Source organism: Bradyrhizobium sp. B025 (genome assembly GCF_042257955.1).
GTDB classification, from domain to species: domain Bacteria; phylum Pseudomonadota; class Alphaproteobacteria; order Rhizobiales; family Xanthobacteraceae; genus Bradyrhizobium; species Bradyrhizobium diazoefficiens.
This window is the reverse complement of sequence record NZ_CP170150.1, coordinates 7,012,102-7,027,481: the sequence shown is the minus strand read 5'-3', so window position 1 is coordinate 7,027,481 and position 15,380 is coordinate 7,012,102. Positions and strand designations below refer to the sequence as shown.

General features: G+C 65.0%; 16 protein-coding genes. 7 read left to right on the top strand and 9 right to left on the bottom strand.

Features of this window, described 5'->3' with window-relative positions; genetic code table 11:
• Positions 1-23: 23 nt before the first annotated feature.
• Both ACE10W_RS33110 and purE read right to left on the bottom strand, forming a co-directional pair.
• Positions 24-1,130, bottom strand: a complete 1,107-nt coding sequence (locus ACE10W_RS33110) for a 5-(carboxyamino)imidazole ribonucleotide synthase (RefSeq protein ID WP_011089852.1) — start codon at positions 1,128-1,130, stop codon at positions 24-26.
• Complete coding sequence (gene purE, locus ACE10W_RS33105; protein WP_011089851.1) at positions 1,127-1,615, bottom strand: 5-(carboxyamino)imidazole ribonucleotide mutase; 489 nt, start codon at positions 1,613-1,615, stop codon at positions 1,127-1,129. Before purE ends, ACE10W_RS33110 begins: the two co-directional genes overlap by 4 nt.
• A 142-nt stretch (positions 1,616-1,757) precedes the next feature.
• On the opposite strand from purE, the gene ACE10W_RS33100 reads away from it, so the two are divergent.
• The gene (locus ACE10W_RS33100; protein ID WP_161536536.1) at positions 1,758-2,465 is read left to right on the top strand and encodes a GGDEF domain-containing protein; all 708 of its coding nucleotides are present in this window, start codon (positions 1,758-1,760) and stop codon (positions 2,463-2,465) included.
• Positions 2,466-2,574: 109 nt separating this feature from the next.
• On the opposite strand, the gene ACE10W_RS33095 is transcribed toward ACE10W_RS33100, so the two are convergent.
• The 3 genes from ACE10W_RS33095 to ACE10W_RS33085 all read right to left on the bottom strand — a co-directional run bounded on the left by ACE10W_RS33095 (position 2,575) and on the right by ACE10W_RS33085 (position 3,409).
• Positions 2,575-2,826, bottom strand: a complete 252-nt coding sequence (locus ACE10W_RS33095) for a hypothetical protein (RefSeq protein ID WP_011089849.1) — start codon at positions 2,824-2,826, stop codon at positions 2,575-2,577.
• A gap of 22 nt (positions 2,827-2,848) precedes the next feature.
• A complete protein-coding gene (locus tag ACE10W_RS33090; protein ID WP_027545542.1) occupies positions 2,849-3,061 on the bottom strand; it encodes a hypothetical protein in 213 nt (70 codons plus the stop codon).
• Positions 3,062-3,202: 141 nt separating this feature from the next.
• Positions 3,203-3,409: a YdcH family protein gene (locus tag ACE10W_RS33085; RefSeq protein WP_011089847.1), complete on the bottom strand. Its 207-nt coding sequence runs from the start codon at positions 3,407-3,409 to the stop codon at positions 3,203-3,205.
• Between the two features lie 328 nt (positions 3,410-3,737).
• On the opposite strand from ACE10W_RS33085, the gene ACE10W_RS33080 reads away from it, so the two are divergent.
• Entirely contained in the window at positions 3,738-3,920 is a 183-nt protein-coding gene (locus ACE10W_RS33080; protein ID WP_008131172.1) for a YdcH family protein, read from the top strand.
• A gap of 222 nt (positions 3,921-4,142) precedes the next feature.
• Here the strand turns inward: ACE10W_RS33080 and ACE10W_RS33075 are convergent, their stop codons facing one another.
• Positions 4,143-5,246: an NAD(P)/FAD-dependent oxidoreductase gene (locus tag ACE10W_RS33075; RefSeq protein WP_028173029.1), complete on the bottom strand. Its 1,104-nt coding sequence runs from the start codon at positions 5,244-5,246 to the stop codon at positions 4,143-4,145.
• A 202-nt stretch (positions 5,247-5,448) separates the two neighbouring features.
• Between ACE10W_RS33075 and ACE10W_RS33070 the strand changes: the two genes are divergently transcribed.
• From ACE10W_RS33070 to ACE10W_RS33050, 5 genes are read left to right on the top strand one after another with little or no spacing between them, the layout of a single operon-like run.
• A complete protein-coding gene (locus tag ACE10W_RS33070; RefSeq protein ID WP_011089844.1) occupies positions 5,449-8,136 on the top strand; it encodes an EAL domain-containing protein in 2,688 nt (895 codons plus the stop codon).
• A gap of 39 nt (positions 8,137-8,175) precedes the next feature.
• Positions 8,176-9,675 carry a glycerol-3-phosphate dehydrogenase gene (locus ACE10W_RS33065; protein WP_304548240.1) on the top strand — a complete coding sequence of 500 codons (1,500 nt, stop codon included), beginning with the start codon at positions 8,176-8,178 and terminating at the stop codon, positions 9,673-9,675.
• A gap of 30 nt (positions 9,676-9,705) precedes the next feature.
• Entirely contained in the window at positions 9,706-10,878 is a 1,173-nt protein-coding gene (locus ACE10W_RS33060; protein WP_304548239.1) for an ABC transporter ATP-binding protein, read from the top strand.
• Positions 10,875-11,789: an ABC transporter permease gene (locus tag ACE10W_RS33055; protein ID WP_011089841.1), complete on the top strand. Its 915-nt coding sequence runs from the start codon at positions 10,875-10,877 to the stop codon at positions 11,787-11,789. Before ACE10W_RS33060 ends, ACE10W_RS33055 begins: the two co-directional genes overlap by 4 nt.
• 4 nt (positions 11,790-11,793) lie before the next feature.
• Positions 11,794-12,606, top strand: a complete 813-nt coding sequence (locus ACE10W_RS33050; RefSeq protein ID WP_161536533.1) for an ABC transporter permease — start codon at positions 11,794-11,796, stop codon at positions 12,604-12,606.
• Here ACE10W_RS33050 and ACE10W_RS33045 read toward each other — a convergent pair.
• The 3 genes from ACE10W_RS33045 to ACE10W_RS33035 form a co-directional block, all read right to left on the bottom strand.
• On the bottom strand, positions 12,539-13,579 hold the full coding sequence (locus ACE10W_RS33045) for a hypothetical protein (RefSeq protein ID WP_236842130.1): 1,041 nt from the start codon (positions 13,577-13,579) through the stop codon (positions 12,539-12,541). The two genes, ACE10W_RS33050 and ACE10W_RS33045, sit on opposite strands and share 68 nt — an antisense overlap.
• A 64-nt stretch (positions 13,580-13,643) precedes the next feature.
• Positions 13,644-14,495, bottom strand: coding sequence for a carbohydrate ABC transporter permease (locus tag ACE10W_RS33040; RefSeq protein WP_011089838.1), 852 nt, complete (start codon positions 14,493-14,495; stop codon positions 13,644-13,646).
• Complete coding sequence (locus tag ACE10W_RS33035) at positions 14,492-15,364, bottom strand: carbohydrate ABC transporter permease (RefSeq protein WP_092186871.1); 873 nt, start codon at positions 15,362-15,364, stop codon at positions 14,492-14,494. Before ACE10W_RS33035 ends, ACE10W_RS33040 begins: the two co-directional genes overlap by 4 nt.
• Positions 15,365-15,380: the final 16 nt, after the last annotated feature.

The window sequence follows — 15,380 nt, the reverse complement described above, 5'->3', positions numbered from 1 at the left end:
TCGCGGCGATTGCCGCGCTCCCGTCACTTGTCCCGGGGCGGCCGGACCTCGGTGACATGGCCCATCTTGCGGCCGGGGCGCGGTGCGCCCTTGCCATATATGTGGATGGTCGCGCCCGGAACGCTCAGCCACTTCTCGTAATCGTTGATCTCGTCGCCGATCAGATTGGTCATGGTGACGATCTCGCCGTGGCGCACCGGCTTGCCGAGCGGCCAGCCGGCAATGGCGCGGATGTGCTGCTCGAATTGCGAGACGGAGGCGCCGTCGAGTGTCCAGTGTCCGGAATTGTGCACGCGCGGGGCGATCTCGTTGACCAACACCTTTGGTCCGGTGCCATTGGCGAGCACGAACATCTCCACCGCCAGCACGCCGACATAGTCGAGCGCGCTTGCGATCTTGCTTGCGATGCTGCGCGCCTCTTCGGCGAGCGCGTCCGGGATCGGCGCGGGCGCGCGCGATATCTTCAGGATGTGGTCGCGGTGCTCGTTCTCGGTGACGTCGAAACATTCCACCTGGCCCGCGACCGAGCGCGCGGCGATCACGGAGATCTCGCGCTCGTACGGCACGAAGGCCTCCAGGATCGCCGATTTGGTGGCGAGGCTGGTCCAGACCTTGGCGATGTCGTCGCCCGCGCGGATGATGGCCTGGCCCTTGCCGTCATAGCCGAAGCGGCGGGTCTTCAGCACGGCCGGAAGACCGATCCTTAAAATCGCCTCGCGCAACGAGGGGACGGAGGTGACGTCGGCATAGGCTGCGGTGCCGATGCCGAGCCGCGTCACGAAATCCTTCTCGGCGAGCCGGTCCTGGGTGGTCTCCAGGATCTTGCGGTTGGGCAACACCGGGCGGCGCGCGTCCAGCACCATCGCGGCGGCCGCCGGGACGTTCTCGAATTCGTAGGTGATGACGTCGACGTCGTTGGCGAACAGCTCGAGCGCCTCGACGTCGGCATATTCGGCGCAGGTCGCGTTCAGCACGACGTCGAAGGCCGGCGAGTCCGGATCGGGCGAGAAGACCTGGCAGCGCAGTCCGAGCCGCGCCGCGGCCATGGCCAGCATCCGCCCCAATTGTCCGCCGCCGAGGATTCCGATCGTGTCGCCGGGCTTCAGCTTCACCTGCTTTGCGTCGGTCACGCCTTGTCCTCCGGGCGCTCGGCGACCGCCTCGGTCTGTGCCTTGCGCCAGGCGGCGAGGCGGTCGGACAAGGCTGGGTCGGACAGCGCCAGCACGGCGGCAGCAAGCAGCGCCGCGTTGATCGCGCCGGCCTTGCCGATGGCAAGGGTGCCGACCGGGATGCCCGCGGGCATCTGCACGATCGAATAGAGCGAATCGACGCCCTTGAGCGTCTTCGATTCGACGGGAACACCGAAGACCGGGAGCTCCGTCAGTGCCGCCGCCATGCCCGGCAAATGTGCAGCGCCGCCCGCGCCGGCGATGATGATCTTGTAACCCGCCGCCTTGGCGCCCTTGGCGAAAGCGACCAGCCGGTCGGGGGTGCGGTGTGCCGAAACGATGCGGGTCTCGGCGGCAACGCCGAGCGCCTCGAGCGTGTCGGCGGCATGCCGCATCGTGTCCCAGTCCGACTGGCTTCCCATGATGATGGCGATCGGCGCGGTCATGACGTTAATTGTGCTCGGGAAAACAGAAACATAGGCCAGATTAACGGTTCCGGCCGGCGGCTCGCAAGGCGGTGGCAAGGAGAAGGGAATGCACTATCCTGTCTTGGTGAATCCCCGCAAGCCTTCATTGAGCAGGATGCCCATGAAGAAACCAAAAAGGGCGAGCGCTGCGAAGGCCAAAAAGGGCCGGAAAATCAGCGCCGGCCGGTCCAAACCTGCCACCAAGCGTCCGGCCAAGCCGCCGCGGCGCGGAGCGTCGCTTGATGGCACCAAGGACAGTGCAAAGATCATCCGCGGGCTGCGGAGCAAGCTCAAGGCGGCGGAGCGGCGGGTCGCGGAACTGGAAGCTGCCGCCGACACCGATTTCCTGCTCGAGATTCCGAACCGGCGCGGCTTCGAGCGCGAGCTCACACGCGCCATCGCCTACATGAAGCGCTATCGCGCCACCGGCGCGCTGATCGTGCTCGATGTCGATCGGCTGAAGCCTATCAACGATTCCTTCGGCCACGCCGCCGGCGACGAGGTGCTCAAGGCGATCGTCGGCGCGCTGACGCGGCAGGTCCGCGCCTCCGACGTGGTCGGCCGGCTCGGCGGCGACGAGTTCGCGCTGCTGCTGTGGAATCTCAACGAGACCGATGCCAAGGCGAAGGCCGCGGCCTTCGAGCAGGCGATCGACGAATTATCCTTCGTCTTCCGCAGCCAGAATGTGACCGCAGGCGCCTCCGCCGGCGTCGCGTTGCTGGGGGCGCATTCCGACGCAGGCCGCGCCTTGGAGGAGGCGGATGCCGCAATGTATGTGCGCAAGGCGCGCCGGCGGCACGAGCCGCGGATCAGGCTGGTCAGCAACTGAGCATGATCCGGACCCGAAGGGCCGCGCTAGCGCAAAGTGTGCAGCAATTTTCCTCGCGACAAATGCGAAACGCGTTTGCGCGGAGATCATGCTCAAAACAATAAATGCCCTACAACGTGGCCAGATCTTCCGGCACGTTGCCGAATTTGCGCAGCAGCGTCGCGTCGCCGAATTCGCCGGTCATGGGATCGCCGCTGCGGCAAAATGCGACCGCGCCGATGTGGCCCGCGCCGCGCGCCAGAATTTCGGCGCGCCGCAGCGCGGCCGTCGAGGACTGACATTCCTCCGCGGCGCCGGCGACCGGCGATCCGTCGTCATCGATCAGGAAGGGCATTGCAACGTAGTAGGTGACGTCCGACATGGCGTTGCTCCGATCATCAACATCAGGCGGCGCTGCTCCGCGCCTTGCTGCGAGAGGTCTCCGGAATGCAGCCGGCTGAAATCGCCGCCTGCAATTCCTCGAGCTCCGCCTCCAGATATTCGTTGGCCATGATCAGCGCCTTGATGGTGCTGCGCAGATTGCCGTCGCACATCGCGATCGCCTGATCGCAGGCCTGTTCATAATGGCTGTTGTCCAAAAGGGCGGTTGCCGACATCTGCGTTGTCCTTGCTAGGTTCCTTGGGCGTTTCTCTGGGGCGTTTCCTGGGGGCGTTTGGTGCCTGAATGTTCCTATTTTGTTCTTTTGGAGTCAAGAGGATTCACCCGGCTCGCCCCGCCGCGAAAAGCCCGCTGGGGATCAGGCGATGATGTCGGGCGTGATCTGGTCTTCGATGAAGGCGATGCGGTCGCGCAACAACAGCTTGCGCTTCTTCAGCCGCTGTAACCGCAATAGGTCGGGGGCAGGCGATTGATGCAGTGCATCGATCGCCGCGTCGAGATCTCGGTGTTCCTGCTGCAACCGGGCGAGCTCGGCTTCGAGTTCGCTCTCGTCTTCATGGGTCATGTCTGCGGTGGCCGAAAAACCGATAGTCGTGAGATTAAGGCTGTGGATGCCCTGTGGAAATTATCGTCCTTGCGCGCCGTGACCGCAAGCGATCTCGGGCCGTCGCTCACCGATCTCTCGCAAGATATTTCGACGGTTCGCTGCGGCGCTGCGCAAGCGCATTGATATCATGGATTTTTCCCAGCGCGGTTCCTTACTCACGCTTCGTTACATATGAATTTTCAAAAATGACAAGGCGACGACGGATATCCATCGACAGAACGAATCGGTGATGTACACTTCGTCGTCCGGATCGAATCCAAGGTCACCCCTACCGAGGAGGTTTCGAATGACAATTCAGGCACATCTGGTTGAATTGGAACGGAAGCATAAAACTCTCGAAAACGAATTGCACGAAGCTCTCGTGCACCTTTCAACAGACGACCTGCAAATTGTTGAGTTGAAGCGCCGGAAGTTGATGGTCAAGGACCAGATCGAGCGTCTGAAGCACACTGGCGACACGCTTCACTAGTAAACCCCGTATTCAGCGTCGAGTTTGATCGTACCCCTTCAGGCAGGGGTGAGTGCTGTTGCGCTCATCCCTGTTGGAAGATGCGAAGCCGCGCAAGGACATTTGCGCGGCGTCCAGAGCTATTTCCGTTCCGACGGAATCGGAACGGAAATAGCTCCGGCTTCTTGTTTGGACGCGTTTTCTTCTTTGCGCGAAGTGGTATCCGCTTCGCTTGAAGACGCTTCAGATATTTGCGAGCTCGGCGACGTGATCGGCGATCGCGAGCGAGGACGTCAGTCCCGGCGATTCGATGCCGAACAGGTTGATCAGGCCTGCCACGCCGTGATCGCGCGGACCCTGCATCAGGAAATCCTGCGTGGCGACCGCCGGCGGCACGATCTTCGGGCGGATGCCCGAATAGCTCGGCATCAACGCGCCGTCAGGCAGCGTCGGCCAGTATCTCCGGATCGCCGGATAGAAGCGCTCGGCGCGTGACGGATCGACCTCGTAGTTGATCGTCTCGATCCACTCGACGTCAGGGCCGAAACGCGCCTGCCCCGCCATGTCCAGCGTCAGATGCACGCCGAGGCCGCCGGGCTCGGGCACCGGATAGATCAGGTGCGAGAACGGCGCCTTGGCGTTGCAGCTGAAGTAATTTCCCTTGGCGAGATAGGCCGGCGGAATCCGGTCCAGCGGCATGCCGTCGATATTGCGCGCCACCGTTGTCGCCGCGAGGCCCGCAGCGTTGACGAGGAGGCTGCATTGCAGCGCCATCGGTGCCGCGCCGCCGGCCTCGACCTCGATCACGCCGGCGGCCGCCTTGGCACGGATCAGCGGGGTGTGAAACGCGAAGGCCGCGCCGGCTTCCTCGGCCTCGCCGCGCAGCGAGAGCATGTAGGCGTGGCTGTCGATGATGCCGGTCGAGGGCGAGAGCAGCGCGGCGTCGCAGGCGAGCGCCGGCTCCAGCGCGCGTGCGGCCTCGCCCGTGAGCAACTGCATGTCGAGCACGCCATTGGCCTCGGCGTGCGCCTTGATCGATTGCAGCTTCTCGGTTTCCTTCGCATTGGTCGCGACGATCAGCTTGCCGCAATTCTTGTGCGGGATGCCGCGCTCGCCGCAGTAGCGGTAGAGCGCGTGCTTGCCGTTGACGCACATGCGCGCCATCCAGCTTCCGGCGCGGTAGTAGATGCCGGCATGGATCACCTCGCTGTTGCGCGAGGAGGTGATGGTGCCGATGGCCTCGGCTTCCTCGAGCACGATGACCTCGCGCCCGGCCTGGGCCAGCTTTCGAGCCACCGCGAGCCCGACCACGCCGGCTCCGATGACGATGCAGTCGACCCTATCCATGGTTGTGCAGGAGGTCCGCTGGAAGCGCCGGTGGCATCAAGCCCGGGAACGAGGGCGCGGGGTGATTTTCCGTTAAGGAAGCATTTATCATGTCAGGGCAATTGCCGTATTTAACGTGACATTTTTCTGTTGCGCGTACAGGCGTTTACCCGATCCAAACCCGTGAGGCCAGACAATCCGACGTTGAAATCGCGGGTGGCTGATGGCTGAGAAGAACTGGCACGCGGACAGCACGATTCTGATTGCTGTGCAGGCCGTCGTGTGCCTGGCCGGCACGGTCGCGCCTGCGCGTGCCTTTGCGCTGTCGGACAGCTTCGCCCCGCCGAGCTCGCTCGACAACCTCGATCCCAACCTGATCTGGGAAGCCCTGATCGGGGGCATCGTCGTCTGTGCGTTCCTCGTGGCAATCGCGTTGTGGATCCACTCCGCGCTGCGCCGGACCAGGCGGTTGCAGCTGCGGCGCAACGCCTTCGTCTCCTCCGCCATGAACAATCTCAACCAGGGCGTGGTGATGACCGATGCGCAGCGGCGCGTCATCTTCTGCAATGACCGCTATCTCGAGATCTATGGCCTGTCACGGTCGGATCTGTGGGCCGACATGAACGGCCACGACATCCTCGAGCTGCGGCGCAAGCGCGGGGTCCTTGGTGGCGTCTCCGATAAGGAATTCTACGAGAAGGCGGCAAGCGGCAACGGTCTGATCACCGAACTGCCTGACGGCCGGGCCATCCTGGTAAAATACTTTGTGCTGCCGAACGGCGGCTCGGTGGCGACGCATCTCGACGTCAGCGAGGAGCGCAGGCTGTCGCGGCAGCTCGCCTCGACCAAGCAGTTCCTGGAAACGGTGCTCGACAACGTGCCGGCCTGCGTTGCTGCGAAGAACATCGAGGACGGCTGCTACATCTTCGCCAACACCGCCTATGAGCGGTTCTGGGGGTTTACGCGGGACCAGGTCGTCGGCAAGAACGCGCGCGAGCTGTTTGCCCCCGTCTCAGCGGCCAGCATCGAGGCGACCGACCGGGCGGCGCTCAATTCGCCGGACGGCCAGTTCCGTAATGAGTTCGAGGTCGACCGCGGCGGTGAACGGCGCATGGTTGCCTCGATCCGGATCGTGGTCCGCAACGAGAACAACAAGCCCGAATTCCTGATGCTCGTGTTCGAGGACATCACCGACCGCCGCTCACTGTCGCAGGAGCTGGAGAGCACCAAGAAATTCCTCGAGCTCGTCGTCGACAACATCCCGGTGGCGCTGATCGTCGAGCAGGTCAAGGACGGCCGCTATCTGCTCGCCAACCGCAGCGCCGAGACGATCCTCAACCGCAGGCGCGAGGAAGCCACGGGCCTGACCGCGTCCGACATCTTCAATCCCAAGGAAGCCAAGCTGATCATCGCGCGCGACGAGGCTGCGATCAAGAAGCGCGGGATGATCACCGAGGAGCACCCGATCTCCACCAAGGACGGCCTGCGGCTGTTCCTGACCCGGCGCGCCACCGTGCTCAGCGATGCCGGCGAGCCGCAATACCTGATCAAGACCCACGAAGACGTCACCGACCGCCGGCAGACCGAGTCGCGCATGGCGCACATGGCCTATCACGACGGCCTCACCGATCTGCCGAACCGTGCCGCCTTCCTGCAGGCGCTGACCCAGATGATCGAGGCCTGCGAAGGCACCGGCGAGGAGTTCGCCGTCCTCTGCGTTGATCTCGACGGCCTCAAGGAGGTCAACGACGTCTTCGGCCATGCGCTCGGCGACAAGCTCCTGATCGAGGTGGCCCAGCGGCTCCAGGACTCCGCGCGCGGCGGCGTGGTGGCGCGCCTGTCCGGCGACGAGTTCGGCCTGATCATCGACGGCAAGCAGCCGGAGGCGGGTCTTGCGCTGGCGCAGCAGCTCGGCGAAGCCGTCGCGCGGGAATTCCAGATCGACGGCCGGCCAGTCCGTGCCGGCGCCACCACCGGCATGTCGATTTTCCCGCACAATGGCGCCGACGGCGCCTCGTTGCTCGCCAATGCCGGTGCGGCGCTGTTCCGCGCCAAGCAGAAATCGCGCGGCACGATCAGCCTCTACCAACCGGAGATGGACCAGCAGATCCGCGATCGCCGCGTGCTGCATCAGGACCTGTCGATGGCGATCAAGAACGGCGAGCTCTCGCTCGCCTTCCAGCCGCAGGGGGCCGCCGGCCATAGCGTCGCCGAGAGCGAGATCATCGGCTTCGAGGCGCTGGCGCGCTGGCAGCATCCGGTGCGTGGCCAGGTCTCGCCGGCCGAATTCATCCCGATCGCCGAGGAGAGCGGCCTGATCGTCGAGATGGGCGAGTGGATCCTGCGCGAGGCCTGCCGCGAGGCGGCGTCCTGGCCGAAGCCGCTCCAGGTCGCGGTCAATCTGTCGCCGGCGCAGTTCATGCACGGCGACGTGGTCGGGCTGGTCCATTCGATCCTGATCGAAACTGGCCTGGCGCCCGGCCGGCTCGAACTCGAGATCACCGAGGGCGTGCTGATCGAGGATTTCGACCGGGGCCTGGCGCTGCTGCGCCGGCTGAAGGCGCTCGGCGTGCGCATCTCCATGGACGATTTCGGCAGCGGCTATTCCTCGCTGAGCTATCTCCAGGCGTTTCCGTTCGACAAGATCAAGATCGACCGCGCCTTCATCATCAATCTCGGCCGCAACCCGCAATCGGCGGCGATCGTGCGCGCCGTCATCGATCTCGGCCACGGCCTCGAAATGTCCATCATCGCCGAGGGCGTCGAGACGCTCGACCAGCTCGCCTTCCTCGCCAAGGAGGGCTGCGACGGCGTGCAGGGCTACCTGCTCGGCAAGCCACTGCCGATCGGGAAGTATGCCGGCCTCGTCGGCCGCGCCGAAGCCATGGAGCTTGCGCTCAAGACCGGCTAGTGATGGGAGCGCTTCGTTTCGCTCGCTCTCGACGGCTTCATGGCGGATTACGACCTTGCGATCATCGGCGGCGGCCTGAACGGTGTCAGCCTCGCGCGCGATGCGGCCGGCCGCGGCCTGCGGGTCATTCTGTTCGAGCAGGGCGATCTCGGCGGTGCCGCCTCGTCGGCGACGCCGCGGCTGATTCATGGCGATCTGTCGGTGCTGGAGCGCCGCGGGTTCTGGCGGGTGCGCCGGGCGCTCGCCGAGCGCCGGATCTGGCTCCGGATCGCGCCGCACCTGGTCCGGCCGATGCGCTTCGTGATTCCCGCCCATTCCGAGGAGCGTCCGCCATGGCTGCTGCGGGCCGGCCTGTATGTTTATGACGGCCTCACGAACCGGGGTGGCCTGCCGCCATCAGCGACCCTCGACATTACGCATCATCCGGTCGGCAACGCGCTGAAGCGTCCGTTCGGCACGGCGTTCGAATATTCGGACTGTGTCGTTGACGATTCCCGCCTGGTGGTGCTCACGGCGCTGGATGCCGCCGAACGCGGCGCCGCGATCCATACCGGGGCACGCTGCGTGCGCGCTGACAGAACCGACACATGGCGCCTCGCAGTGGTCGATCGCGGCCACCGCCGCACGATCACGGCGCGGGCGCTGGCCAACGCCACCGGTGGCTGGACGTCGATGGTGGCGGACACCGTGCTGCGGGAGCCGCAGCCCGCCATGGCCGCGATGCAGATGAGCCAGATCATCGTGCCGCGGCTGTTCGATTCCGAGAACGTCTACGTCTTCCAGAACAATGATGGACGGCTGATCTTCGCCCGGCCCCTCGAGCGCGATTTCACGCTGATCGGCACGGTCACGCACGCTTTCACCGGCGATCCTGCGATCGTCGCGATGCCGGGCGCCGACGTCAGCTATCTCTGCGAAGCGGCCAGCCGCTATTTCCGCGAGCGCGTCGCCCCGACCGACGTGGTCCGGACGGTCTCGGGCGTCAACCTGACGCTGGCGTCCGCGCGAGGACGCGACGGCACGGCGCTGTTCCATGCGCGCCGGCGCAAGGCGCCGCTGATCACGATGTTTGGCGGCGATGTCACTACTTCGCGCCTGCGTGCGGAGCGGGCGGTGACGCGGCTGACGCCGTTCTATCCGATGTCGCCGCCCTGGACCGCCGGGGCGGTACTCCCCGGCGGCGATTTCGCCTGGGACCGTTTCGACACCGAAGTCGACCTCGCACGCGATCGCTGGCGCTTTCTCTCGGAGCCGGAGGCCCAACGCCTGGTCGCGGCCTACGGCTCGCGACTGCCGGCCGTGCTTGGCGAGGCCAGGACGCGCGATGAGCTTGGCCCAACCTTTGGCCCTGAGCTGACCGGCGCCGAGGTGCGTTATCTGATGAGCCACGAATGGGCGCGTTTTCCAGAGGACGTCTTGTGGCGTCGCTCCAAGCTCGGTCTGACCATGCCCAAGGCCGATCGTGATGGGCTTGCCGCGTTCATGGCGGATGTGAACGATCGCCCCGAACCGGTTGAGCAAAGGCCGATCGGCCGCTAGCGTGCGGCGGAATCGGGGTTGGCAGGGACCATGGCGGAAGAGTTGCCCGGAACGGACGTCGCGGCGGATACGGCCGCTGGAGCTGCATTTCCCGTAGCGGGTCAGCCGTTGCTGCGCATCGAGGGCGTCGCCAAGACGTTCGGGACGTTCCGGGCCGTGGACGGTGTCTCGCTCGACATCAAGGCCGGCGAGTTTTTCGCGCTGCTCGGGCCCAGCGGCTGCGGCAAGACCACGCTGTTGCGCATGCTCGCCGGCTTCGAGGCGCCGGATGAGGGGCGTATCCTGCTTGGCGGCAAGGACATCGCGCAGGCGCTGCCGCATGAGCGTCCGATCAACATGATGTTCCAGAACTACGCGTTGTTTCCGCACCTCTCGGTGCGCGACAACATCGCCTTCGGCCTGAAGCGCGCCGGCTTGGCGCGCGCCGACATCGCCACGCGCGTTGCGGAGATGCTCGCATTGGTGAAGCTCGAGGGCCTGGAGAAGCGCAAGCCCGACCAGCTCTCCGGCGGCCAGCGCCAGCGCGTGGCGCTGGCCCGCGCTTTGGCACGCCGGCCGCAATTGTTGCTGCTCGACGAGCCGCTCGCCGCGCTGGACAAGAAGCTGCGCGAGAGCACGCAAGGCGAGTTGATGGAGCTCCAGCGCCGGCTCGGCATGACCTTCATCATCGTCACCCACGATCAGGAAGAGGCGATGACGATGGCGAGCCGGATCGGGGTGATGAAGGTCGGCAAGCTCGCCCAGGTCGCGAGCCCCCGCGAGCTCTACGAGGCGCCGCGTTCGCGCTGGATCGCGGAGTTCGTCGGCGACATCAATCTGTTCGACGCCGAGTCCAGATTGCGCGACGGCCATCGTCTGGTCATCGGCACGCGTGATGCGGGGACGCTGGTGGTGGCCGAGCCGCGCGAGCCGGTCGGCGCGGGAAAATTGTCGGTCGCGATCCGTCCCGAGAAGGTCAAGCTGTCGCGCCGCGGCCCGGTGAGCGAAGCCGGCCATGAAACGGCGATCAACCGGCTGGACGGCGTGATCGCCGACATCTGCTATCTCGGCGGCACCACCACCTACAAGGTGAAGCTCGACACCGGCGGGATGGTGCAGACGTCCGTCGCCAACAGCGCGCGCCTCGACGTCGACGCCTACAGCCTGAACCAGCACGTGGTCGCCTGGTTCACGCCCGACGACTGCGTGGTGCTGCCGTCATGAGCGGACGCCGGATCTTCGCGCGACCGGCGCGCTTCGCCGCGATCGCCCCCTATGTCTGGATGGTGCTGCTCTTCCTGGTGCCGTTCGCCTTCGTGCTGAAGATCAGCCTGTCGCAGACCGCGATCGCGCAGCCGCCCTACGAGCCGGTGTTTGACCTGGCGGCGGGATGGGAATCGCTCAAGGCGGCCTTTGCCGCGCTGTCGCTCGACAATTTCAGGCTGCTCGGTTCCGACGACATCTATGTGTACGCCTATGTGCGCAGCCTGACCGTCGCGGTCACGGCGACGGCGCTGCTGCTTCTGATCGGCTATCCCATCGCCTATGGCATGGCGCGGTTGCCGAAGCGCTGGCAGGCGGTGGCGATGGTGCTGGTGATCGTGCCGTTCTGGACCTCGTTCCTGATCCGCATCTATGCCTGGATCAACATCCTCCAGCACGACGGCCTGCTCAACCAGATCCTGCTCGCGCTGCATCTGGTCAGCCAGCCGGTGGTGTGGCTCTCCACCGATACCGCGATGTATATCGGCATCGTCTACTCTTATCTTCCATTCATGATCCTGCCGCTCTATGCCACGCTCGCCAAGATGGAGCCGGCGCTGGAGGAGGCGGCCTCCGATCTCGGCGCGCCGCCCTGGCAGGTGTTCTGGCTCGTCACCTTCCCGCTGTCGCTGCCCGGCGTCGGCGCCGGCGTGCTCTTGTGCTTCATCCCCATCGTCGGCGAGTTCGTGATTCCGGACCTCCTGGCCGGCTCCAATTCGCTGATGATCGGCCAGACCCTGTGGCTCGAATTCTTCACCAACAAGGACTGGCCGGTCGCTTCCGCAGCGGCCATCGTGCTGCTGGTGGTGCTGCTGGTGCCGCTGTTGCTGTACGAACGGCTGCAGAAGCGACAACTGGAACAGGGGCGGTGAGCCGATGCGCAAGGTCTCTCGCCTGTCCCGCTTCAATATCGCCTCGCTCGCGCTGGGGCTGGCGTTCCTCTATCTGCCGATCCTCATTCTCGTCATCTATTCCTTCAACGCCTCGCGGCTGGTGACGGTGTGGGGCGGCTGGTCGCTGCGCTGGTATCACGAGTTCTTCAATGACCGCGCGATGATCGAGGCGGCCTGGATGAGCCTGCGGGTCGCGGTCTCCTCGGCGAGCATCGCCACGCTGCTCGGCACGCTCGCCGCAGTGGCGCTGTCGCGCGGCGAGAGGTTCCGCGGCCGGACACTGTTCTCCGGCATGCTTTATGCGCCGCTGGTGATGCCGGAGGTGATCACCGGACTGTCGCTGCTGCTCTTGTTCGTCGCGCTGAACGCCGAGCGCGGCTTCTGGACGGTGACGATCGCCCATACCACGCTGACGATGTGCTTCGTCGCCGTGGTCGTGCAGTCCCGCCTCGGCTCGCTGGACCGCTCGCTGGAAGAGGCGGCGATGGACCTCGGCTGCAATCCGGTGCGCGCGTTCGCGGCCGTCACGCTGCCGTTGATCGCGCCCGCGATCGTCGCCGGCTGGATGCTAGCCTTCACGCTGTCGCTCGATGATCTCGTGATCGCGAGCTTCACCACCGGTCCGGGCTCGGCCACCTTGCCGATCCGGATCTATTCCGAGGTGCGCCTTGGCGTGAAGCCCGAGATCAACGCGATCTGCACGCTGGTGATCGGCCTGATCGCGGTCGTCATCGTGATTGCTTCGCTCGCTTCGAAGCTGTCGAGCTCGCAGGGCGAGAGCGCGGCGCCGCTGTAGCCGTTCGTGCAGCGTGCCATCCACGCGCCGAGCCTTGTATTGCGGCGCCGAGCTGGCGCAGCGCGAGGCTGTCGAGCGGAAACTCGAGCAGGATGTGGATCAGGCTCAGCGCCAGCAGGAAGGTGAAGCCGAACGCATAGTCGTAGAAATAAAGCGCGGTGGATGCAGCGCTGGCGGCGGCCATCGCCGCCAGCCGGGCCTTCGGCACCTCGGTCCAGCGGATCACGTCGGCTTTGATGAACCAGTTGAGGTAGTGATAGGTGTAGACGAAGGCGAGCAGGCTGGTCAGCCTGGTGTCGAGGACGAGGCCGGGCACACCGAACAGCCGGCCGAGAGCCGGGCCGACATTGCCGAAATAATCCTGGCCGACCCGGGCAAAGCTCGCGATCCGGATTTCGGCGGTCTGCGGCAGCAGCAGGATCGTGGCAATTGCGGCGAGGTAGACGACCACCAGCGTGGCCTGCACGCGGCTGCCGGACCGATAGGCGCCGAGCACCATGAAGATCAGCGTGAACAGCGAGACGTGAACGAGCGTCGGGATCAGGATGCCGATCACGGCGAGCGACGATCCGCTCGAATACATGATCGCGGACAGGGCGATCGCCGCCATGAACAGCAGCATGCTCTCGACCGCGGATGTGGTCGCCGCCAGCATGGCGCAGACGATCAGCGCGCCCCACATCGCGAAGCCGAACCACGAGGCGTTGTCGATCAGCGCCGCGACCACGGCGACGATTGCCAGGGCTACGGCAATCCCGCGGTGAGGCAGATAGTAGCTGCGATCATGCAGCCAGGATATCTCGGTGAAATAATGCGCCGGGCCGAGCACGACATAGGCCAGCAGCAACAGCTCGAACGGCACCAGATAGGCTGCCGCGAGCGCGAGCAGCATCAGGCCGAGATGGATCGCGTCGTTGCCGCGCATGATGACGAGCCCGTGACAGGGCTTCGAGGTTAGAGCAGGCGTGGACAATCTTCAATTGTCCACGTTGTCGCTCGAACGCGCTGCTTGCGGCGACCGGATGCGTCCTGTCGCGTCAGGACTTCACTGCACCCGCGGTGAGCCCGCCCACCATGTAGCGGCGGAAGGCGTAGTAGATCGCTGCCGGTGGCAGCGCGTAGATGAAGCCGGTGGTCATCAACAGCTCCCACGGCGAATCGTCGGCGGCGAGGAAGTTGCCGAGCGCGACGGGCAGCGTGATCTCGCGGTCGTTGGAGAGCAGCAGGAACGCGTAGAGATATTCGTTCCAGGCCAGCAGCACCGCATAGGTGCCGATTGCGACCAGCGAGGGCATCATCAGCGGCAGATAGACCAGCCGGAATATCTGGAGCGTCGTCGCGCCGTCCATCACGGCGGCTTCATCCAGCTCGACCGGCAGCTTGTCGGAGGCCTGCTTCAGCACCCAGATCGCGTAAGGGCTGGCGATCGTCACCATGGCCAGGATCAGCGACCAGTGATTGTTCAGGAGGCCGTAATTGCCCATGGTGCGGTACATCGGCACGGCGAGGAACGCCGCGGGGATGAAATAGGTGAAGAGCGCCAGGTTCATCACGATGCGCCCACCGGGCACCCGCAGCCGCGAGATCGAGAACGCGGCGGCGGTGGCGATGAACAGCGTCAGCACGCCGACCGACGCCGCGATCACCAGCGAGTTCCAGAACTGCACATAGAAGTCGCGCAGGAAGTAGTGCTGCTGCTTGAACACGATCTCGAAGTTGTGCAGCGTCGGATGGTCGGGCCACAGCTTGCCCGAGAACGCGTCCTCCTTCGGGGAGATCGCGAACAGGAACATGTGATAGATCGGCACCATCGTCCAGATGAAGACGGGAATGCCGATCAGCAGCAACCGCGCTTCGGTCGCGACTTCGCGTAAGGAGGGAAGCTTCATCGCGACAACCGTTTCATCATGAAGTACACGAGCGGCAGGACGAACGGCATCGCACAGACGATCGATGCCATTGCCAGCGAGAGCTGGTCGAGCCGGAGATAGCGGATGCCGAGCGTCGCCAGCACATGCGTGAGGTCGGCCGGGCCACCGCCGGTGAGGAGGTAGACGCTGTTGAAATCGCCGAGCGTCCAGATCATCGAGAGCAGCGTGCAGGTGATGTAGAGCGTCTGCATCGACGGCCAGGTGATGAAGCGGAACTTCTGCCACCAGCTCGCGCCATCCACCTCGGCGGCCTCGAACAGATCGTGCGGTATCGCAAGGCGTCCGGTGATCAGGATCAGCGTCCAGAATGGCAGCGACTTCCAGATGTGGACGCCGATCGCCATGGTCAGCGCCACCGTCGGGTCGTTCAGCCAGTTCGGGCCGTCGTCACCGGTGAACGAGAAGATGAGGTGGTTGATCACGCCCCACTCGGGATTGAGCATGAAGCGCACGGACAGGATGGTCGGGATCGACGGCACCGCCCAGGGCAGGATGAAGATCACCGAGAGCCATTTGATCCAGGTGCGCTGCTGGGCGAAGAAGCCGGACAGGAACAGCGCGATCAGCATCTTGATGTTGATGCCGATGACCAGGAAGATCAGCGTGTTGACCGCGGCGCGCGCGAAGATCGGGTCGTTGTAGAGCGCGACATAGTTCGCCGGCGCCCGCGCCAGCCACAGCCCGTAGCAGACGGGATAGACGACGAAGGCGAGGAAAACCAGCAGATAGGGCGCGAGCAGCGCGATGCCCCAGACCTGCGCCGGGGTCAGCCGCGACGACAAGGGCGGCGCGGGGATTGCCTGATCGCCAGAGAGCGTGATCGCCATTCTTTTCGGACTCTTC